The sequence below is a fragment of the Undibacterium sp. Ren11W genome (assembly GCF_049340485.1).
Lineage (GTDB): Bacteria > Pseudomonadota > Gammaproteobacteria > Burkholderiales > Burkholderiaceae_D > Undibacterium.
In genome coordinates, this window is record NZ_JBMPPB010000003.1 from 139,861 (window position 1) to 158,886 (window position 19,026).

Consider the following 19,026-nt stretch of genomic DNA (forward strand, 5'->3'; position numbering starts at 1 on the left):
TTTTCTCCTGATTAAATAATTGCGGCCAAACGAGCGCCCTGATCGATAGCGCGCTTGGCATCGAGTTCGGTGGCCACATCTGCACCACCGATCAGATGCACGGATTTGCCCGCATCTGTGAGCGCGGCGAGTAAATCGCGTTTAGGATCTTGCCCCGCACATAGAACCACGTTGTCCACAGGAATAGTTTTTTGTTCGCCCGCCACCGTGATATGCAAACCAGCATCATCAATTTTGTCGTAACTAACCCCGGCAATCATTTGCACACGGCGATTTTTTAAGCCAGTTCTATGAATCCAGCCCGTAGTCTTGCCGAGATTGTCGCCAACTTTCGAGGCTTTGCGCTGTAACAAAAATATCTGTCGCGCCGGCGCCTCGACTTCGGGCTTGCACAAACCACCTACAGTCTGATAATTGGTGTCAACGCCCCATTCGGCAAAGAATTTTTTGCTATCCAGACTAGGGCTAATGCCGCTATGACTCAGATATTCGGCCACATCAAAACCTATGCCGCCAGCACCTATGATGGCCACCGTTTTACCCACGGTTTTTTTGTCGCGCAATACATCCAGATAGCTAAGCACTTTAGGATGAGCTATACCCGGGATAGCTGGCACACGCGGCGTAATGCCGGTCGCCAGAATGATTTCATCGTAGGCCTCTAAGTCTCTGGCCTGGGCCAGGGTATTGAGCTTGACGCTCACCCCTAGCAAACTCAATTGCTTGCCAAAATAGCGCAGCGTTTCGTAAAACTCTTCCTTACCCGGCACTTGTTTAGCGATATTGAATTGGCCGCCAATTTCGCTAGCGGCATCAAACAAAGTTACTTGATGGCCACGACTGGCAGCAACGCTCGCAAAGCTAAGGCCGGCCGGGCCGGCGCCCACCACCGCGATCCGTTTAGCAGCAGCTAGGGGCGCATACACCAACTCAGTCTCGTGACAGGCGCGCGGATTCACCAGGCAAGACGTCACTTTACCGGCAAACGTATGATCCAGACAGGCCTGATTGCAACCTATGCAGGTGTTAATTTCATCGGCACGGCCTTGCTCTGCCTTACGCATAAACTGCGAGTCCGCCAGCAAAGGTCGCGCCATCGACACCATGTCGCAAAAGCCGTCTGCCAACAATTGCTCGGCCACTTCCGGGGTATTGATGCGATTAGTCGCCACCAGTGGGATAGAGACATGACCTTTGAGCTTTTGCGTCACCCAGGCGTAGGCCGCACGTGGTACTTTGGTTGCAATGGTTGGTATGCGTGCCTCGTGCCAGCCTATCCCGGTATTGATGATGGTGGCACCGGCTGCCTCTACCGCTTTGGCCAGTTGTATCACTTCATCCAGGGTCGAGCCGCCCTCCACTAAATCGAGCATAGACAGGCGATAAATGATGATGAAATTTTTACCAACCTTCTCGCGGGTGCGACGCACGATTTCTAAAGGGAACCTGATACGATTTTCATACGCGCCGCCCCAGGCATCTTCACGCTGATTAGTGCGCGCCGCGATGAATTCATTGATCAGATACCCTTCCGAACCCATGATCTCAACGCCATCGTAGCCAGCCGATTGCGCCAACGCGGCGCAACGCACGAAATCGTCTATGGTTTGTTCGACTTCTGCTGTGCTCAGCGCATGCGGCACAAAGGGATTAATCGGCGCTTGCAATGCACTCGGTGCCACTAGAGAAGGCTGATACGAATAACGACCAAAATGCAGTATCTGCATGGCGATTTTTCCGCCCTCTTTATGTACAGCAGCCGTGACTATTTTATGATGTTCGGCTTCCGCCTCCGTAGTCAGCATGGCACCGCCCTTCATCGGACGTGCGCGCTCGTTCGGTGCGATACCACCAGTCACGATCAGTCCGACCCCGCCACGCGCGCGCTCTGCATAGAAGGCTGCCATGCGTTCAAAACCGTTTTCAACTTCCTCCAACCCCACATGCATGGAACCCATTAAGAGACGGTTGGGCAAAGTGGTAAATCCCAAATCAAGTGGTTTACTAAGCTGAGGATAGAAGGACATGACGTTTCCTGGTTGACTAAAGCGATGAATAAATAGGCGTGTAGCAAAAACGACAGCAAGCAAATCATTTTAGGACTTACGCAAAATTGTTCCAGCTAGGCGTACCGCCGAAGACAGTACTTTGGTACTCATTGTACGATTGGGCGGATACAAGGCCGCTGGGGCAGTTTTGCGTAAGTCCTAAATATGCAACTGGTTGCATAAAACTATAGCGACATTTTTTCAACTATGCAAGCAGTTGCATATAAAATGCGTGTAAACAAACACACAACCACCATATGCAACGCCCATGTCATTACAACACGCCTTATTAACCTCGCTACTAGAAAAACCCTCGTCCGGCTATGAGTTGGCGCGCCGTTTCGACAAATCGATAGGCTATTTCTGGCATGCCAGTCACCAGCAAATTTACCGCGAACTGGCACGCATGGAGGCGCAAGCCTGGGTCGTATCTAGAGAAGTGGATGGCGGTCGTGCTGGCAAGCGCCTGTTTGAGGTACTACCCGCCGGACAGCAAGAACTACGCCGCTGGGCCAGAGCGCCTAGCGAAGCGATGCAATTACGTGATGAAATGATGGTCAAATTAAGGGCTGACGCTAGCCTCGGCCCGCTGGGCTTACCAGAAGAACTGAAGCGCCGCCTGCAATTACACCAGGAAAAACTACTCGCCTACCAAAAAATTGAGGCTCGGGATTTTAAACAGCCTAAGCTCAACCGGGAGCAGCAAATTCATTATCTGATACTCAAGGCAGGGATCGCCTTCGAGCAGAGTCAGATCAGCTGGACGCAGGACGCCTTGCAGACCCTGCTCCAGCTAGCTACAGATTAAATCAGCGAAATTTTTAAACGGCAGGCGATTTCACGACTTTAGCAGTTTTCTTGGGTGCCAGCTTCGCCTTAGGAGTGACCTTGGATGCGGCACCGGCAGTCGTTTTTTGAGCGGTTTTGGGGGCTGCCTTGGCGTTTGCTTTAGCGACCGATTTAACTGGTGCTTTAGCTCCACTATTGGTTGCCGCAGCAGTTCCCATCACACCGGCAGTGGCAGCCTTTGCCATGGCACTGGCAGCTTGCTCACCCTCCATCACCTTGCTCACCGCTTGTTTAAACTGATCCTGTAGCAAGTTCCACATCGTCGCTGGATTGCCGAACCCTGAAGTTGAGCTTGCCTCCGCCGTTGGCTTACTGGCAGCAGCAGCGGCCGTTGATTTCGCCGCTTCTGGCTTGCTGACCTCCGGCTTACTCGCGGCAGGTGCTTCGGCCTTAGGCGCAGCACTTGCGGCATGCATGGGCCAGGCATCGTTGCTGGTTTTTGTTTCGCTACTTGCGGTCGCTGCGCCAGATTTGACCTGATTCATTTGTTCAGCAAAACTCTCGCCCATGGCTTTTAAGGTAGCGATCGTGGCGCGTTGCACTTCCAGAGCTTGGATCGAGCCTTTTAACATGCTCATATTTACGTTTAGCCAGGATTCGACTGTTTTCAGATCGGTGATTTTTTTATCCAACTCATCGATCGATACCGTCGGTGTCACCATACCGGGCACATGCATGCCACCCCATAAATTTTTAACGAAATTCAATGGATCGCTCATCGCAGCCATCGCCGGATTGTCACTATTTTGAAACGGGGAAGTCATACTTTTACTCCTAAGAAAAACTGAACAAAAGAAAATGAAACACATCTAAGGTCATGGTGCATCAGCCAGGCTTTAGCGTCAAGCGATCCGCATGCTTGCAGCGCTAGGGTTTGCATTTACTTAGACAAAAATTGACTTATTAGCGCAAGCCCCGCGCAGAAGGTTTACACTAACGCCATGATTTCACCGACGCCGGCCTCCACATTTACTCATTTAAAACGGCAACTGAAGCGGCAACTGCGACAGAACCGCACTAGCCTTGTCGCCGCCTTGCTAACCGTTTTGCTGCACGTTTTACTGCTGCAGGCGAGCGCTATACCGAATTGGCATAACATGCCCACACCGCGCTTAGAGCAGGTAGTACAGATCAACCTAAGCCCGAGTCCAATAGTACAAGAGATACCAGCTCCGGCAGTTAGCCCGCCGCCTGTGCTCAAGCAACGGGAGAGCAAGCCCAAGCCACACCAGCCTGTGATTCCTGAGCCCGCGCCAGAAATAACTGCAGCAGAGATTCAGGATATAGGCCCGGGAAGCGCATCCAACGACTTTCCGCCCAGGCCGGCTGAACAGTCCACAAAACCGGTAGCAGTACCAGAACCTGAGCCAGAACCCAGCTCCGCAGCACCCGCCACGTATGCGCTAGCCTTACCAGAATCGGTAGAGCTGAAGATGACGCTGTTGCGCACCGAGCCAGACAGCAACCGCGCACCGATTTACGGCGTCGGTGCGATTGTTTGGAGCGTAGATGGCGACACGTATAAATTGAGTATTGAGGCCGGACTCGACATGCTATTTACCTCCATCAATCTATACCGCCTCACCAGTGAAGGCGGCATCAATAGTTTTGGTCTGGCACCAGAATTGAGTACCGAAGCGAGAAGAACCCGCGCCAAAACTGCGACCCATTTTCACAATGAAGACAAGACCGTCAGCTTCTCTTCATCTAGCGCAAAACTGGCGATACAAGACGGCGCCCAAGATAAGGCTAGTTTTTTGATGCAACTGGCCAGCATAGGCAAGGGTGACCCTAGCCAATTTGTCGCTGGCCGAGAAATCGCTTTTCAAGTAGCGGAAGAAAAAGAACTCAGCGTCTTTGTTTTTACTATTTTAGAAAAAGAAGAACTCAGCACCAAGCTGGGGAAATTTAGCACCTGGCATTTAGTCCGGGCACCGCGCCCGGGCGCGTATAGTTCACAATTGGAGATCTGGCTGGCGCCGTCTACTGGTTGGTACCCGATACAAATCCGCAATACCGAAAGCAATGGTACGGTCACGACTCAGAGCGTGACCGAGATCATCCAAAAAAACTTACCGCCCCACTAAACATGCACATTTTAACTACTCACCTACGCCCTCAGTTGCGCCCTCTGTTGCGCCACTTAGTGCTGATCGCGAATTTCGCTGCCTGCAGTCTGGCCTACGCCGACAGCGCCATCAATTTACCGCCCTCGGTGGATCTGCAATATGCCATCAAAGCCAGACAAAAAGGCTTATCGGTCAGCGGCGAAGCCCTGGTGAAATGGCAGCTGGCTGAGCAAAAAAACAAAAAAACCTATACCTTACTGACCGAAACGCGGGTCATGTTATTTGGCAAAATTCTGGAAGCAAATAGCTACGGGAATATCGACGAATTTGGGGTCGCACCCGATAAATATGTAGAGAAACGTTTCGGTAAGGACGCCACTACCACCAGTTTTGACCGCAACAAAAAAACCATACAATTTACCGCCTCGAACGACAATTACGCTATCAAAGGTGGCGAGCAAGATCGCAGCAGCGCAACCTGGCAACTGGTGGCACTGGCCAGAGCGGCGGGAGATAAATTTAGTCCTGGCAGCGAATGGAAAATGTTTGTGGCTGGCCGGCGCGATGCCGAAGCCTGGTCGTTTAAAGTGGCTGAAGTAGTCACTTTAAACACCGCACTGGGCGAGTTCTCTACCGTCCACATCATTAAAGCACCGCCCCCCGACTCGAAAGACCAGCAGCTAGAAATCTGGCTGGCACCCAAGCTAGAATGGTATCCGGTGCGCCTGAAGTTTACCGATGCCGATGGCGACATCGTCGACCAGACCCTGAGCAGCATCAATAAGCAGCGTGAATAAGTAAAATAAGTAAGTCGCAAACGCGGCAGCACACCTCAAAAACCACCTCATTTTCGACGCTGGCTGTCCACGCCAGCGCGCAATCCCACTGCGGGTGTTCTGCCTTGCCGGTCTGAAAGTCGCAGCAGGATCGCGCGCTGGAATGCTTGATTTTCAGCTATTTCATTAGCGAAAATATTTAATCAAAAGCAATTAATGTTGCATTGCAATAGTATTGCGTGATATAAATATGTTAATGCACGGCAATAGTTTTTTGTTTTCTGCTTGCATATTTCTCACGGCTTTTGGCGGTGAACCTTTTTTCCAGCTTCCTCACATCGTAAATAATTATGGGTATGTCTCAACATCTAAGGCTGTATGCAGTTGCATTTACTATCGCACTCCCCCTCCTGGCGCAAGCCGAAATCAAGGTATTAATCGGCCGCGACCCTGCAGATGAAAGCGCCAAACAGCAGCAATCCATGCAGGCCTCGCCTACCCCTACACTGACTGCAGCCTTGGGGTCGCAGGTAGTTCTCAAACAAACCGCAGATCTGACCGACGTTATGCGTGCATCTCGCACTCAGGAAAACGATATCCTGATCGGCCCGCCGCATGTCACCGCATCAGCGATTAGTCATAGTTATGATTTATTGGCGCGCAATAAACAAAATACGCAATATGTGCTGGTCGCGCGCAAAGAAATCGACACGGCCGCGAAAATGAAGGGCGCACGTTTGTATCTGACTCAGCAAGACTCCGCCAGAACTTACCTGGCCAAAGGCTTGCTGACAGAAATGGGAGTGAGTATGAAATCCTTCCAGAAAACCACGTTTGGCAAAACCAGCGGTGCCGGTTTGCTGGCAATATCATCCAATCTGGCGGACGTCACCATTGCCGAACAAGAGGAGGCGCAGATCTGGCTGAAGAGCAATCCGAATGTCGCCAAAATTCTAAAAGCGACACGTGCTGTTCCTTCCGGGACTGCCATGATGGTGCGTAAAGATATGCCCGATAGCGATAGAAAAAAGCTCTTGAAGTGGTTAGCCTCAGCCGATGCCAGCGCCAGCGGTTTTGCGAAATTCCAGAGCGCCAGCACGGCCGATGAAGAACAATACCGCTACATCGCATCGCTAGGCATTTTGACGCCTGAGAGTATTCCCGGGATTGCCCGCGTGGATGCAGATCAGGTAGTGAAATTGCTGGCCGCCGGTGCGGTGGCAGTAGACACGCGCGGTGCCAAGGAATATGAACGCGAACATATTAACGGCGCGGTACACGCCCCCTATCTCGAAAAGAGCCTGAAAGACCGTGAGTACGATGGCACACTGGACGACTTTTCGGCACTCTCAAAACTATCCCTGGACCAGACTTTAATTTTTTATTGCAACGGCCCTGAATGCTGGAAATCGTACAAGGCCTCAATCGCAGCACAGGCCAAAGGTGCTAAAAAAATTCATTGGTATCGTGGCGGCATGCCCGAATGGCGTGAAAAATCTTTGCCGGTGATGCAGAAATTATAAGTGGGTCAGGCGGATAAAATTTGCACGGTAGCCGCAACACCAAAGCCATAAAAAACGGAGCGTCACCTAGGGTGCGCTCCGTTTTTTTTCACATGCCTATGCGTCTAAGCCTACTTACCAGCCACCTCTGAGACATACTTTGCCAGCAATTTAATCTCGTTCTCGCTGAGCGTCGTAAAGGCGGGCATCTGCCCTATGCCATTGCGTATGGCTTTCTCTACCCTGTCAGCATCCGGCCTTAACTCATCGAGTACCGGCCCTATTTCTCCGGCCGCATCGGCGTGTTTCAAGCGATGACAGAGTGCACAAGCGGGCACCGCAGTTTCGTTAAACAATTTCTTACCGGCTTCCAGAGTATCCTGCGCCAGCAAGGTCTGAGCGGGCAACACTAAGGCTGCCAGCATCAGGATTTTCAGTAATTTTTTCGAGCTTGGGTACATCATGATATTCCTTAAATAACACTGATTTTTAAAGCATGGTCACGCCAACTCGCGTTGTTATAACCGCCGGTATTTTCCAGACTCAGTTCGGCTTGGATAGTACCCAAGGCATCGGTCGCCCGACTGGCAATGGTGTAGTTGCCGGGCGCTAGTTGCACGCTCACTACAAACTGACGCCAGGCATAGCGACCAAGATCGGGGCCAACAAATTTGGCCGCCAACCAAGACGCACCACCATCAATCGACACTTCCACGCTCTTGACCGCCTGCATACCACCGAAGGCGATGCCCTTGATCAGGGTATGCCCAGCAGGCACTGCGCCAGAGTCGGGTGCTGGCGAGTTGATCCAGGATTTGGCAGCCATCTCCCATACGGCGGGCTGGCTAGGATCACCCTTTTGACCTGGTGGAGACAACCGGTAACCAGTTTTCTGGATCGCTGCCTCGGTTTGCTCTTGGGTAAATGCCAGCCGTTTGATGTATTTAACGTTGTTGACACCGGCGTAACCAGGGACGATCAGACGCAAAGGGCCGCCATGCGCCAACGGGATAGGCGCGCCGTTCATCTCCCATGCCAGCAAGGCGTCACCCATAGCTTTCAAAGGCACCGAACGCTCTACCATCACGCTCTTAGGATCGAGACCTTCGGGGATTTTCTCACCGCCGGTGCCTGTCATATACACCATACCATCGGTGACGCCGCCCAGTGCTGCCACTAGATCACGCACCGGCACACCACTCCAAACCACACAACCGGCCGCGCCGACCGCCCATGCGGTACCGCTCGCCTTAGTCGGGAACAAACCGCGTCCGTTGCCTGAACACTGCAATACCATGGCGGTGGTTTCCAGCCCCATGCCCTTGAGTTGCTTCAGATTCAGAAGGCGCGGATTTTTCACGCCGTCTATCTGCACTTCCCAGGCATCGCGATCAGCGACGATGGAGGCGTCCGGTGCCGGTAAATTATTCCGGATATACAGTTGCTCGGCTGGCGTAATGACACTGGTGCCAAAGGCGCTGCGCTTGGTTTCCAGAGTGCTGGACGTGTGTATTATCATGGCGGCCGGGTCTTTCCAGGCAACATAGGCTGGCAAAGGTTTGGCGGCTGCCGGTACTACGCTGGCGGCAGCTTGCGCCAAGGCGGTTTTACTTAATCCAGCCATGCCTGTCGCGGCCAGTGCCACAGCACTTCCGGTAAGCAGTTGGCGGCGGGAAGGATTACTCGGCGGATGTTGGATCTTCATGGTTTCATCTTCTAAGGATAGGTATAAAAACAAAGTCTCAATGTGCACTGATTTAAGCGGTACTCTTGTAGATCCTTGCTAGCCCGTGATCTGTTTGGCAAGAGTTGAAGGATTATGCAAGTTATCTTGGTTTTGGACAATAATAATTTTATGTAAATGTCTACTTGCCGATTCGGCTTGCACTCTGCTCCTGACGGATTAAAATTAAGTCTAGCTTGACGCCGCCTCGTTTGCTAGAAAAACGCCTGCCTAGTTAAGCAAAGCATCACCATAGAGCGCGGCCTTTTTCCGTTCTATTTACAATAGAGAGGGAGTATCACGATCGATAGCGGGATTACGCACGTAGTATCTGCGCAATGTGTAAAATATTACCTATACTCACCCTCAGTATCCGATTTCTACAGGAGCTACAGATCATATGAATACCAGCAACGACAGCGCCCTGGTTTTATTTAGCGGCGGACAAGACTCCACTACCTGCCTGGCTTGGGCTTTGGCGCACTATCGCCATGTCGAAACCATAGGCTTTGATTACGGACAAAGGCATGCGATAGAGCTGACCATGCGCCCTAGCCTGCTGTCGAAAATGCGCGGATTTTCCGATGACTGGCATGCCAAGTTAGGCGAAGATCACATGCTAGATTTAGGCCTGATTTCGCAGTTATCGCACACCGCGATGACCGAAGAAATAGAAATTACCATGCAAGAAAACGGTCTGCCGAATACCTTCGTGCCGGGCCGCAATCTGATGTTCATGCTGGTGGCGGCGACGCTGGCTTACCGGCGCGGACTCAATGTACTGGTCGGCGGCATGTGCGAAACTGATTTTTCCGGCTACCCGGATTGCCGCGATGACAGCATGAAGGCCTTACAGGTGGCGCTCAATTTGGGTATGGCGACCCGTCTTAAATTAGAGACACCGCTAATGTGGATCAATAAAGCGCAGACCTGGCAAATGGCCGAGCGATTAGGCGGCAGCCATCTGGTCGATCTGATACGCAGCGACACCCATACTTGCTATCTGGGCGAGCGCGGCACGCTGCATCCCTGGGGTCACGGCTGCGGCACTTGCCCAGCCTGCGCCTTACGCGCCCGAGGCTATGAAGAATACGCAGCGGCGTTGTAAGCTTGCTGTTAGTTTCACGGTCTAGTATTAAGCGGGTATCAGTTGAATATAAACAAAATGGCGCGCGTGCAACATGAAAGCAGCGCGTTTCCGTCCGACCACACTACAGAAATTCCCTATGCTGATTGCCTTGCTGACCGACCTCCATGCCAACCGCGAAGCCGTCAGCGCCTGCTTAGCGCATGCGCAACAGCAAAAAGTTAGCCAATACGCGTTTTTAGGGGATCTGGTCGGCTACGGTGCCGACCCGGTCTGGGTGCTAGACACCGTGATGGATTATGCCAGCCGCGGTGCCTATGTTTTGATGGGCAACCATGATATTGCGCTCATACAGGAAGAGCGCAAAGGTATGAACGCGATTGCGTTTCAAGTGGTGGAGTGGACCCGCTCCCAGCTCAGCGAAACACACCTCAATTTCATCCGTAATCTGCCCTATCGCATTGAGATCCAAGACCTGCTGATGGTGCACGCCAATGCCTGGGCACCGGAAAAATGGGAATACGTAGAAGGCAGCATGGAAGCCACCCGCAGCATGCACGCGACCAAGGCGCACGTCACTTTCTGCGGTCACGTGCATCTGCCCACCTTGTATCACATGACACTGACTGGCAAAACCGGCGAATTCTTACCGACTCCGGAAAACAGCATCCCACTCAGTAAGCAAAGACGCTGGCTGGTAATACCGGGCTCGGTAGGACAACCGCGCGACGGCAATCCGGCAGCCTGTTACGCCACCTTCGACACCGTCACACTAGAGCTGACCTACTATCGGATTCCTTACGATACCGAGAGCGCCGCTGAAAAAATTATCGCCGCTGGCTTACCGGTCAGTCTGGCGCAGCGTTTAATCTCAGGAGACTGAGTTGAGTCAGGTCAGCCATCGCAGCTTACAAGCCGGCATGGAATTTGACGGCTACCGTTTGGAAGAGAAACTTCACACTGGCGGTATGGCCGCGCTGTGGAGTGTCACCGACTTAAAAAATCGCCACCAACAAGACCCTGGCCAAGCTTTGCCGCCTTTGATCATGAAAGTGCCTTTGCTGTTTTCGACCGAAGACCCGACCGCGATCGTCGCCTTCGAAGTCGAACAAATGATCATGCCCAAACTAAAAGGCGCGCACGTGCCGCGCTACTTTGGTGCCGGTGATTTTGACGCCCAAGCCTATATCGTGATGGAGCAGATTGCCGGAGTCTCACTACGCAGTCGTTTCGATGCGGCGCCCTTGCCGATAGAAGAAGTAGTCAGCACCGGCATCAAGATCGCCCATGCCTTGCAAGATTTGCACAGACAGCATGTGATCCATCTCGACATCAAGCCCAGCAACATCATGTTCCGCCCTGACGGCACCGCGGTGCTGATCGATTTTGGACTGTCGCGACATGACAAGCTGCCCGATTTACTCGATGAAGAATTCCGCCTGCCTATGGGCACCGGCCCGTATATCTCGCCCGAGCAAGTCTTGGGGGTGCGCAATGAACCGCGTAGCGATTTGTTTTCGCTCGGTGTCTTGCTGTATCACCTGGCCACTGGCGAGCGACCTTACGGCCACCCAACCTCGGTGTCAGGATTAAAGAAGCGCCTGTATCGCGATCCTATACCACCACGCAGCCATAATCCGGCGATCCCGAAATGGCTGCAAGAAGTGATCTTGCGCTGCCTAGAAGTGGAGTCGGCGGCGCGCTTCGATACTGCAGCCCAACTGGCTTTTATGCTGCAAAACCCCGGGCAAATCCAGCTCACCGCACGCGCCGAAAAAACCGCTCAGGACGGCTATATGGCGGTCATGAAACGGCGCTTTCATGCAGCCGGCTCTGAACCAGTGTTGCAGCACAGTGTCTCTGAACAATTATCGCAAGCCCCCATTATTGTGGCTGCGCTCGACCTGACAAATGGTGCCGGTGCCCTGGCGGACAAACTGCGCGATATCACCCGCCGGATGTTGCAAACCGAACCGGGCGCACGCCTGGCTTGCCTGACGATACGCAAAACCAGCCGCATAGGGATGGATGAGAGCATCGTGCAACAAGGGCAAAACGTACACGTCAAGCAATTGGTGGAGCTCAAGCATTGGGCTCGCCCACTCAATATTAGCCCAGACAAAATCACCTTCCACGTACTGGAAGCGCATGATCCTGCTGCTGCCATCATCGACTATGCACAGAATAACCGGGTCGATCACATCATCATCGGGTCGCGCGGCAGCTCTAGCATCAGGCGTTATCTGGGCAGCGTCTCGGCACAGGTGGTGGCAGAAGCCGAATGCACCGTCACCGTGGTTAAATCACACAGCAAATAAATTGAAAATGGCATAGCGCCAATGCGCATATTCCATGCGGGCTGCAGGCCGGCATGCTTGAAGAAGCGCATGGAATATGCGCGCTGGCAGGGTGCATAAAAAAACCTCCAGAGGTATCAGCGCAGAAGGTTTTTTTGTCCTTGAATGAACAATATGTTAGCGCCACTCGACCAGAGAGATCCCCAGGCCAAGCTTGTTTTGTTTGATGTTGTAATCGATCAAACTTTCGCCATAGCCACTAAACAGTTGCAGATAGCCATGCACTCCACTACCAATCGGAAAGGCCCAATCGAGCTGCGCTGAACCACGCGATTCGGCACCAGCTTTAAGACTATGTCGGCCGCGTAAAGTCACTACATGGTGCGCCATGACGCGTGTCAGTAACAGTTCGCCACGCCCAATGTAATTTTCTATACCTGGATTATCATCAGCTGAGCCAGCTTCTTTAATTCTCCACCATGGACGTAAGCTCAGACTCCAGTCGCCTTTTTCCATACCGATTTCGCCTATCACGCGGTTCCAGCTACGCGACAAAGGTTGTGCTCTGCCGTTCGATTGATGGGTCAGACTGACGCCGGCGATGCGGCCATGCCAACCCAAAATCTCATATGGCGTATGAAACACCGCCATCACTTCCGGCTCGTAATTGGTTTCACGGAAAGGCCGTGACAAGGCTGGCGTGTACACCTGCCAACGCGAGGACTGCGTATAACCAGCCCACAAATTAGCATCGAGCCCCATAGGATGTTCCCATAGTTTGGCTTTCAAACTAATCTGAAATTCTGCCTCCCAAGGGCTCAAAGGCGGGCCGGTATTGGTGGCGGTATGATTCACAGCCGGTGAGCTTGGGTTATTGTTGATGTCACTGGTATAGGTTAATGGCAGCACATACATGGGTTTATAGGCGCGCGGCAAAAAACTCCCGGTCGATTTGCTAGAATCGAGCTCCCATCGATCCACCATATTTGAGCCTACCCGTTCTTGACGGATTTTTTCGTATTGCGCTTCTTTAGCCGCTTCTTTGCTGGCCTCACTGACCGCTCTCTCATCCGCCTGATCCGGTGCGGAAATCGAAACCGGTGCCAATCTGCCGCTGGCCTGGTCATAGCAAGCCAAACGCTCGCTATCCTTGAGGATATGCTTACATCCCGTGTCAATCGCCGTCGCCTGCCCGGAGAGCATAGTGAGCACGAATAGTGTGGTAGGGCAGAGTAATTTCTTCATTCAGTTTCTTTACTTATTTTTTGCCTGACGGCGATGATGAAAGGAAGGATATATACATAGTATTTTATCATCTCAATTTTGCATATGGGCAAGTCTATGCAAATCCGGCTGAGTTCTGCAACAAGGACTCATAGACATGCGCAAAAAAATTGGCTACAGTGAGTTTGCATCGGCAACAGCGCAAGCAAAACAAACCCATCCAAAAACGAGTAATTTGTATCGCTGAGTATTGAGCACTTAGGTAAATTGTTCTTGCCAGACATTGCACTGAAAACGGTCGTTAGTGCGGCAAAGCAAGTGCAAGACTCCTGAGGCTGTTTTTGACCGTTTTTTTATGTTTCATCAACCACACCTCGGGGACCATGATGTCTATACATGCAAAAAAATTTCGACTCATCACACGCAGCGATTTTGACGGTCTGGTCTGCGCCGTATTGCTCAAGCATCTGAATCTGATAGACGAGATCTTATTTGTCCATCCAAAAGACATGCAGGATGGCAAAATTACTGTCACCGAGAATGACATCTCGACCAATCTCCCCTTTGTTGAAGGCGTGCATCTGGCCTTTGATCACCATCTATCCGAAACCCTGCGCAACAGCGGCGAACGCAACAACCATGTGATACAACCGGATGTGCCATCCGCGGCCAGAGTCGTCTACAACTATTACGGCGGGCTGAATGCCTTCCCGGCCTCGTGGGACGAGATGATGGCGGCAGTAGATAAAGGCGACTCCGCCCAATTTAACCGCGATGAAGTGTTGCACCCGCAGCGCTGGGATTTATTGAATTTTCTGATGGATGCCAGAACCGGCTTGGGACGTTTCCGCGAATTTAGAATCTCCAATTACAATCTGATGATGGATCTGATCGAGTTCTGTAAAAATCACGGGATAAACGAGATCATGCAGATTCCCGATGTGAAAGAAAGGGTAGATCTGTATTTTGAACACGAAGCAAAATGCAAAGAACAAATCCTGCGCTGCGCCACCGTACATAAAAATTTAGTTGTGCTCGATTTACGCAAGGAAGAGACTATTTTCGCCGGCAATCGCTTCCTGATCTACGCACTATTTCCAGAGACGAATATCTCTATCCACGTATTGTGGGGCCTAAAAAATCAGAACACGGTATTTGCCACCGGCAAATCCATACTCAATCGCACCTCCAAAACCAATATCGGCCCATTGATGCTGGAATATGGTGGAGGTGGTCACGAAAATGCCGGTACTTGCCAGGTAGAAAATGAAAATGCAGAAATCGTACTGAGCATCCTGACCGCGAGAATTTGCCTGGATGGCTGAATAGCAAATCAAGCCTTGCGATCGTCAACCGCTTTAAAAGCCCAAACCTGTATCAGGCTTGGGCTTTTACTTTTTCTGTTTACTTTTTCTGTTTACTTTTTCTGTTTACTTTTTCTGTTCAATTTTTCTCTCGCTTAGCCTATCTTGCGTCCCTCCTTCCAGACTCGGACGACTACCGGTATTTTCCCATGCATACGAATCCGGATAAAGTCAGCTCTTAGGGCTGATCAGTGATGCATCCACTAAAGCATTGGCAGCAATAATGCGTGCATTTTTAACAAATAAGTGATTGATGCTTGATTTCATAGAAAAACAAAGACAAGATAGAGGAAGGCAATTCACGGTATCACAGCTTATTCGCTTTAATCTATCTCGCTAACAATCGCTAACAGAAAATAGTGCAGTACTCTTTCCATTAAGAAAGACTTAAACATGGCACGTTATGCACTCTATTTTGCCCCTGAAACCGGTAGCCAATGGTGGTTGGCGGGCAGCCAATGGCTGGGACGGGATAGCGCCTCTTCGCGCGCGCTGGCGCAACCCGCTATCGCAGGGCTGAGCAAAGAATTAGTCCATCATTACACCCGAGATGCACGTCGTTACGGCTTTCATGCCACCTTAAAAGCGCCGTTTCGTCTGACTCAAAGCCATACGCTGCCGGCTTTAGAGCAGGCATTACTTAGCTTTTGCAGCCAGCAACGCCCCGTCATTGTGCCTTCACCGCAAGTCTTATGGATGGGTAGTTTTCTTAGCTTACGCCCGAATTGCGAATGCCCTTCGCTCGATGCTCTGGCGATGCGCTGTGTACGGCACTTTGCAGAACTGAGCGCACCGCTCAACCACACCGAAATGGCCAGGCACAATAGCCAGGCGCTCAGCTTGCGTCAGCAAGAATTAATGCAGCGCTGGGGCTACCCCTATACCGAAGAAGAATATCGTTTCCATCTCACCCTAAGCGACGCCATGACTTACTGCGACGATGCGCATACCAATACTTTACGCGATGCGGCCGTTAAACATTTTCAGATTACAGAGAGCATGTGTATCAAGGGCATCGCACTGTTTTGTGAAGATGAGCCAGGGGCAGATTTCAGATTGCTCAAGCACTATCACTTTGGGGTGTAAGCGAACGCCACAGCATTTCACGCTTTACGACACACCATCACTGCCTGGCCGATTGGCAAAAATCGCGCTGGAACAAGCTATCGGCATCGATGTGGATGATCTGTCATCGTAGCAAAATCAGCGCACGCTGATTACTGCGACATAACCCGGAAAACGCAAGATTAAAGCCAGATTTAAGCTAACTCTGGCACATCGCCAACACAAAAAATTTCTTAACAGCTGGTCAATATCAATAAGACCAGTTTATCAATCCCGTTCAGAATGTAAGTAAAACATTCCTCGCCTTTATAGTGAAAACGTAACTTCACACAAAAAAATGTAATAAAAATAAAAATCACTTGTCGCTGAATATTCATAGACTAGACTAGCTCTACCACATACCAAAGTAAGACCAGCAGCAGACCACAGTAATACAGCAAGCAAAAAAAGTAGTCATTTTATCGCGACGCTACGGCGTTCTCGTAAGGCTGTTCTACGTCTAAATCTTTTGCATACTTTGATGTTTGGCCTACAAAAATAAGATGTTTTCTTGGACTAACCTGGCAACTCAAATAACCAGGTAGGTATAAAAAATGGAGAAATATCACATGTCTAAAATTAGTCGAATCGACCTGGCCGTACTACTACTCGCGCTACAAGCTACAGCGGGGGCGCTAGCTGCGACCAGCAACAATAAAATCACCCAAAACACGGCAAAAGCAAGTCTGGCTGCAACCTGTAGCGCTGCAGCCTGGAATGCCACCAGCGTGTATACCGGCGGCAGCAAGGCTTCTTACCAAGATCAGGAATGGAGCGCCAAATGGTGGACTCAGGGGAACGCCCCCAGCAATAATCCCGACGGCCCCTGGAAACTGTTAGGGCCTTGCGGGGGCGGCGATGGCGGCAACCCTGGCAGCGGCGATCCAGCCTTGACGCCAGTTGCACTCCCGCCTGGTAGCGCGCTGTGCCGCCCGGATGGCATGACGATTACCGCAGGCGTCAACGCGCCGTATTGCCAAATTTACGACAGCAATGGCCGCGAAAAACTCGGTGCGGTGAAGCGTCGTGTAATCGGCTATTTCACCAGTTGGCGTACCGGCAAAGATGGCAGCCCCGCCTATCTTGCCAACAATATCCCCTGGGATAAGCTCACCCACATCAACTTTGCCTTTGCCCACGTGGATGCCAGCAATCGCATTTCTATCGGCGACGCCGCAGATAAAAATAATTCGGCGATCGGCATGTTATGGCCGGGTGTAGCAGGTGCAGAAATGGACCCGGCCTACCCCTACCAGGGACATTTCAATCTTCTCAATAAATTCAAAAAACAATACCCCAATGTTAAAACTCTGATCTCAGTGGGTGGCTGGGCCGAGACTGGTGGTTACTTCGATGCCAGTGGCAAACGCGTCAATAGCGGCGGTTTTTACAGCATGACGACCAACCCTGATGGTTCAGTAAATACGGTAGGCATCAATGCCTTCGCCGATTCTGTGGTGAGCTTTTTGCGCAAATATGGCTTCGACGGTGTCGATATCGATTACGAATATCCGACCTCGATGAAAGATGCCGGCAACCCTGTCGATTGGACACTCTCGAATGGCCGTCGCGCCGGTTTGATGCGCAGTTATTCAACGTTGCTTAAAACCTTGCGCGAGAAACTCGATAGCGCCGCAGCCCAGGACAATCACTACTATCAAGTGACGGTCGCAGCGCCAGCTTCCGGCTATTTATTGCGCGGCATGGAAAATTTCTCGGCGCTGCAATATCTCGATTTCGTCAACATGATGTCGTATGACTTGCATGGTGCCTGGAATGAATTCGTCGGCCCCAACGCCGCCTTGTTTGACGATGGCAAAGATGCAGAACTGGCGCGCTGGAGTGTCTACAGCACACCGCAATACGGCGGTATCGGTTATCTCAATACCGATTGGGCTTACCACTATTTCCGCGGTGCTTTGCAATCTGGCCGCATCAATGTCGGCGTCCCTTACTACACCCGCGGTTGGCGTAACGTCAGTGGAGGCAACAACGGTCTCTGGGGCAAATCTTCAGGAAAAACTTGCCCGACCGGCTTACCTCTGTGTGGCGATGGCGCAGTCGGCATAGACAATCTCTGGCATGACCTCGATGAACAAGGTAAAGAGCTGGGTGGCGGTGGCAATCCTATGTGGCACGCCAAAAATCTGGAACGCAATCAGGCCGGTAGTTATATCGCCAGTTATGGATTGACCCCGACCACGGACCCGGATGACGTCATGAGCGGAACGTATACGCGTTTTTACGATGCGACTCTGGCTGCGCCGTGGCTATGGAATGCCCAGAAAAAAGTCTTCATTTCTACCGAAGACGAGGTATCGGTACAGAAAAAAGCCCAGTGGATAGTTGATCATGGCGTAGGTGGCGTGATGTTTTGGGAGCTCGCTGGCGATTACGATTGGAACGCCAGCCGCAACAATGGCAAGGGCGAATATTTCATGGGGACCACCTTAACCCGTAGCTTCTACAATGCCTTTTTGAATGCCGCGCCTTACGGCAATCTACGTAGTAAGCAAGCTGCGCCACGTGGTGCCATCGATGTACGTTTTGAACTTTCAGGATATGCGCTGGGCGATAGTAATTATCCTATCAGCCCTACCCTGACAGTCAAAAATATGTCGACTTACACCCTGCCTGGCGGAACCGAGTTTCAATTTGATATACCGACCTCGACCGCCAACAGCATGACAGACCAATCCGGTTTTGGCATGCAGGTCATCAGCAGCGGTCATAGCGGTAACAATATCGGTGGTCTGAAAGGTGATCTGCACCGGGTCTCGGTGAAACTACCGGGCTGGTCTAGTCTGGCACCCAACGCCAGTACCACAATCAAGGTGGTGTATTACTTGCCGATCGCCGGGCCTTCTAACTTCTCGGTCAACATCAATGGCAAAGCGTATGCGATCCGTGCCGAACAGCCATATATGCCTTACGTGAAATAAGTCAGCCTACATACAAAAATTCATCAGGGTCTCTCACAAAA

15 protein-coding genes are annotated in these 19,026 nt (G+C 51.5%); 10 read left to right on the forward strand and 5 right to left on the reverse strand.

Features of this window, described 5'->3' with window-relative positions:
* Positions 1-11: 11 nt before the first annotated feature.
* Positions 12-2,027, reverse strand: coding sequence for an FAD-dependent oxidoreductase (locus ACO0K8_RS09415; RefSeq protein ID WP_422946391.1), 2,016 nt, complete (start codon positions 2,025-2,027; stop codon positions 12-14).
* Positions 2,028-2,316: 289 nt separating this feature from the next.
* On the opposite strand from ACO0K8_RS09415, the gene ACO0K8_RS09420 reads away from it, so the two are divergent.
* The gene (locus ACO0K8_RS09420; RefSeq protein WP_422946392.1) at positions 2,317-2,856 is read left to right on the forward strand and encodes a PadR family transcriptional regulator; all 540 of its coding nucleotides are present in this window, start codon (positions 2,317-2,319) and stop codon (positions 2,854-2,856) included.
* Positions 2,857-2,869: 13 nt separating this feature from the next.
* Here ACO0K8_RS09420 and ACO0K8_RS09425 read toward each other — a convergent pair whose 3' ends face one another.
* A complete protein-coding gene (locus ACO0K8_RS09425) occupies positions 2,870-3,661 on the reverse strand; it encodes a PhaM family polyhydroxyalkanoate granule multifunctional regulatory protein (protein ID WP_422946393.1) in 792 nt (263 codons plus the stop codon).
* Between the two features lie 177 nt (positions 3,662-3,838).
* On the opposite strand from ACO0K8_RS09425, the gene ACO0K8_RS09430 reads away from it, so the two are divergent.
* The 3 genes from ACO0K8_RS09430 (at position 3,839) to ACO0K8_RS09440 (ending at position 7,265) form a co-directional block, all read left to right on the forward strand.
* Positions 3,839-4,984 (forward strand): DUF3108 domain-containing protein, encoded by a 1,146-nt coding sequence (locus ACO0K8_RS09430; protein ID WP_422946394.1) that lies wholly within the window; start codon positions 3,839-3,841, stop codon positions 4,982-4,984.
* A gap of 2 nt (positions 4,985-4,986) precedes the next feature.
* On the forward strand, positions 4,987-5,763 hold the full coding sequence (locus ACO0K8_RS09435) for a DUF3108 domain-containing protein (protein WP_422946395.1): 777 nt from the start codon (positions 4,987-4,989) through the stop codon (positions 5,761-5,763).
* A gap of 329 nt (positions 5,764-6,092) precedes the next feature.
* Positions 6,093-7,265 carry a rhodanese-like domain-containing protein gene (locus ACO0K8_RS09440; protein WP_422946396.1) on the forward strand — a complete coding sequence of 391 codons (1,173 nt, stop codon included), beginning with the start codon at positions 6,093-6,095 and terminating at the stop codon, positions 7,263-7,265.
* A 110-nt stretch (positions 7,266-7,375) separates the two neighbouring features.
* Here ACO0K8_RS09440 and ACO0K8_RS09445 read toward each other — a convergent pair whose 3' ends face one another.
* Together ACO0K8_RS09445 and ACO0K8_RS09450 are read right to left on the reverse strand one after the other, a co-directional pair.
* The gene (locus ACO0K8_RS09445; RefSeq protein ID WP_422946397.1) at positions 7,376-7,708 is read right to left on the reverse strand and encodes a c-type cytochrome; all 333 of its coding nucleotides are present in this window, start codon (positions 7,706-7,708) and stop codon (positions 7,376-7,378) included.
* An 8-nt stretch (positions 7,709-7,716) separates the two neighbouring features.
* A complete protein-coding gene (locus tag ACO0K8_RS09450) occupies positions 7,717-8,949 on the reverse strand; it encodes a sulfite oxidase (RefSeq protein ID WP_422946398.1) in 1,233 nt (410 codons plus the stop codon).
* 418 nt (positions 8,950-9,367) lie between these two features.
* Between ACO0K8_RS09450 and queC the strand changes: the two genes are divergently transcribed.
* The 3 genes from queC (at position 9,368) to ACO0K8_RS09465 (ending at position 12,372) form a co-directional block, all read left to right on the forward strand.
* Positions 9,368-10,075, forward strand: a complete 708-nt coding sequence (queC, locus tag ACO0K8_RS09455) for a 7-cyano-7-deazaguanine synthase QueC (protein ID WP_422946399.1) — start codon at positions 9,368-9,370, stop codon at positions 10,073-10,075.
* Between the two features lie 73 nt (positions 10,076-10,148).
* Positions 10,149-10,937 (forward strand): metallophosphoesterase family protein, encoded by a 789-nt coding sequence (locus ACO0K8_RS09460; RefSeq protein WP_422946400.1) that lies wholly within the window; start codon positions 10,149-10,151, stop codon positions 10,935-10,937.
* A gap of 1 nt (position 10,938) precedes the next feature.
* A complete protein-coding gene (locus ACO0K8_RS09465; protein ID WP_422946401.1) occupies positions 10,939-12,372 on the forward strand; it encodes a protein kinase domain-containing protein in 1,434 nt (477 codons plus the stop codon).
* Between the two features lie 156 nt (positions 12,373-12,528).
* Here the strand turns inward: ACO0K8_RS09465 and ACO0K8_RS09470 are convergent, their stop codons facing one another.
* Positions 12,529-13,596, reverse strand: a complete 1,068-nt coding sequence (locus ACO0K8_RS09470) for a phospholipase A (protein WP_422946402.1) — start codon at positions 13,594-13,596, stop codon at positions 12,529-12,531.
* A 365-nt stretch (positions 13,597-13,961) separates the two neighbouring features.
* Here ACO0K8_RS09470 and ACO0K8_RS09475 point away from each other — a divergent pair, with 365 nt between their 5' ends.
* The 3 genes from ACO0K8_RS09475 (at position 13,962) to ACO0K8_RS09485 (ending at position 18,985) form a co-directional block, all read left to right on the forward strand.
* On the forward strand, positions 13,962-14,900 hold the full coding sequence (locus ACO0K8_RS09475; protein ID WP_422946403.1) for an exopolyphosphatase: 939 nt from the start codon (positions 13,962-13,964) through the stop codon (positions 14,898-14,900).
* Between the two features lie 432 nt (positions 14,901-15,332).
* Positions 15,333-16,025 carry a DUF1045 domain-containing protein gene (locus ACO0K8_RS09480; RefSeq protein ID WP_422946404.1) on the forward strand — a complete coding sequence of 231 codons (693 nt, stop codon included), beginning with the start codon at positions 15,333-15,335 and terminating at the stop codon, positions 16,023-16,025.
* 587 nt (positions 16,026-16,612) lie between these two features.
* Entirely contained in the window at positions 16,613-18,985 is a 2,373-nt protein-coding gene (locus ACO0K8_RS09485) for a chitinase C-terminal domain-containing protein (RefSeq protein WP_422946405.1), read from the forward strand.
* The last annotated feature ends 41 nt before the right edge of the window (positions 18,986-19,026 follow it).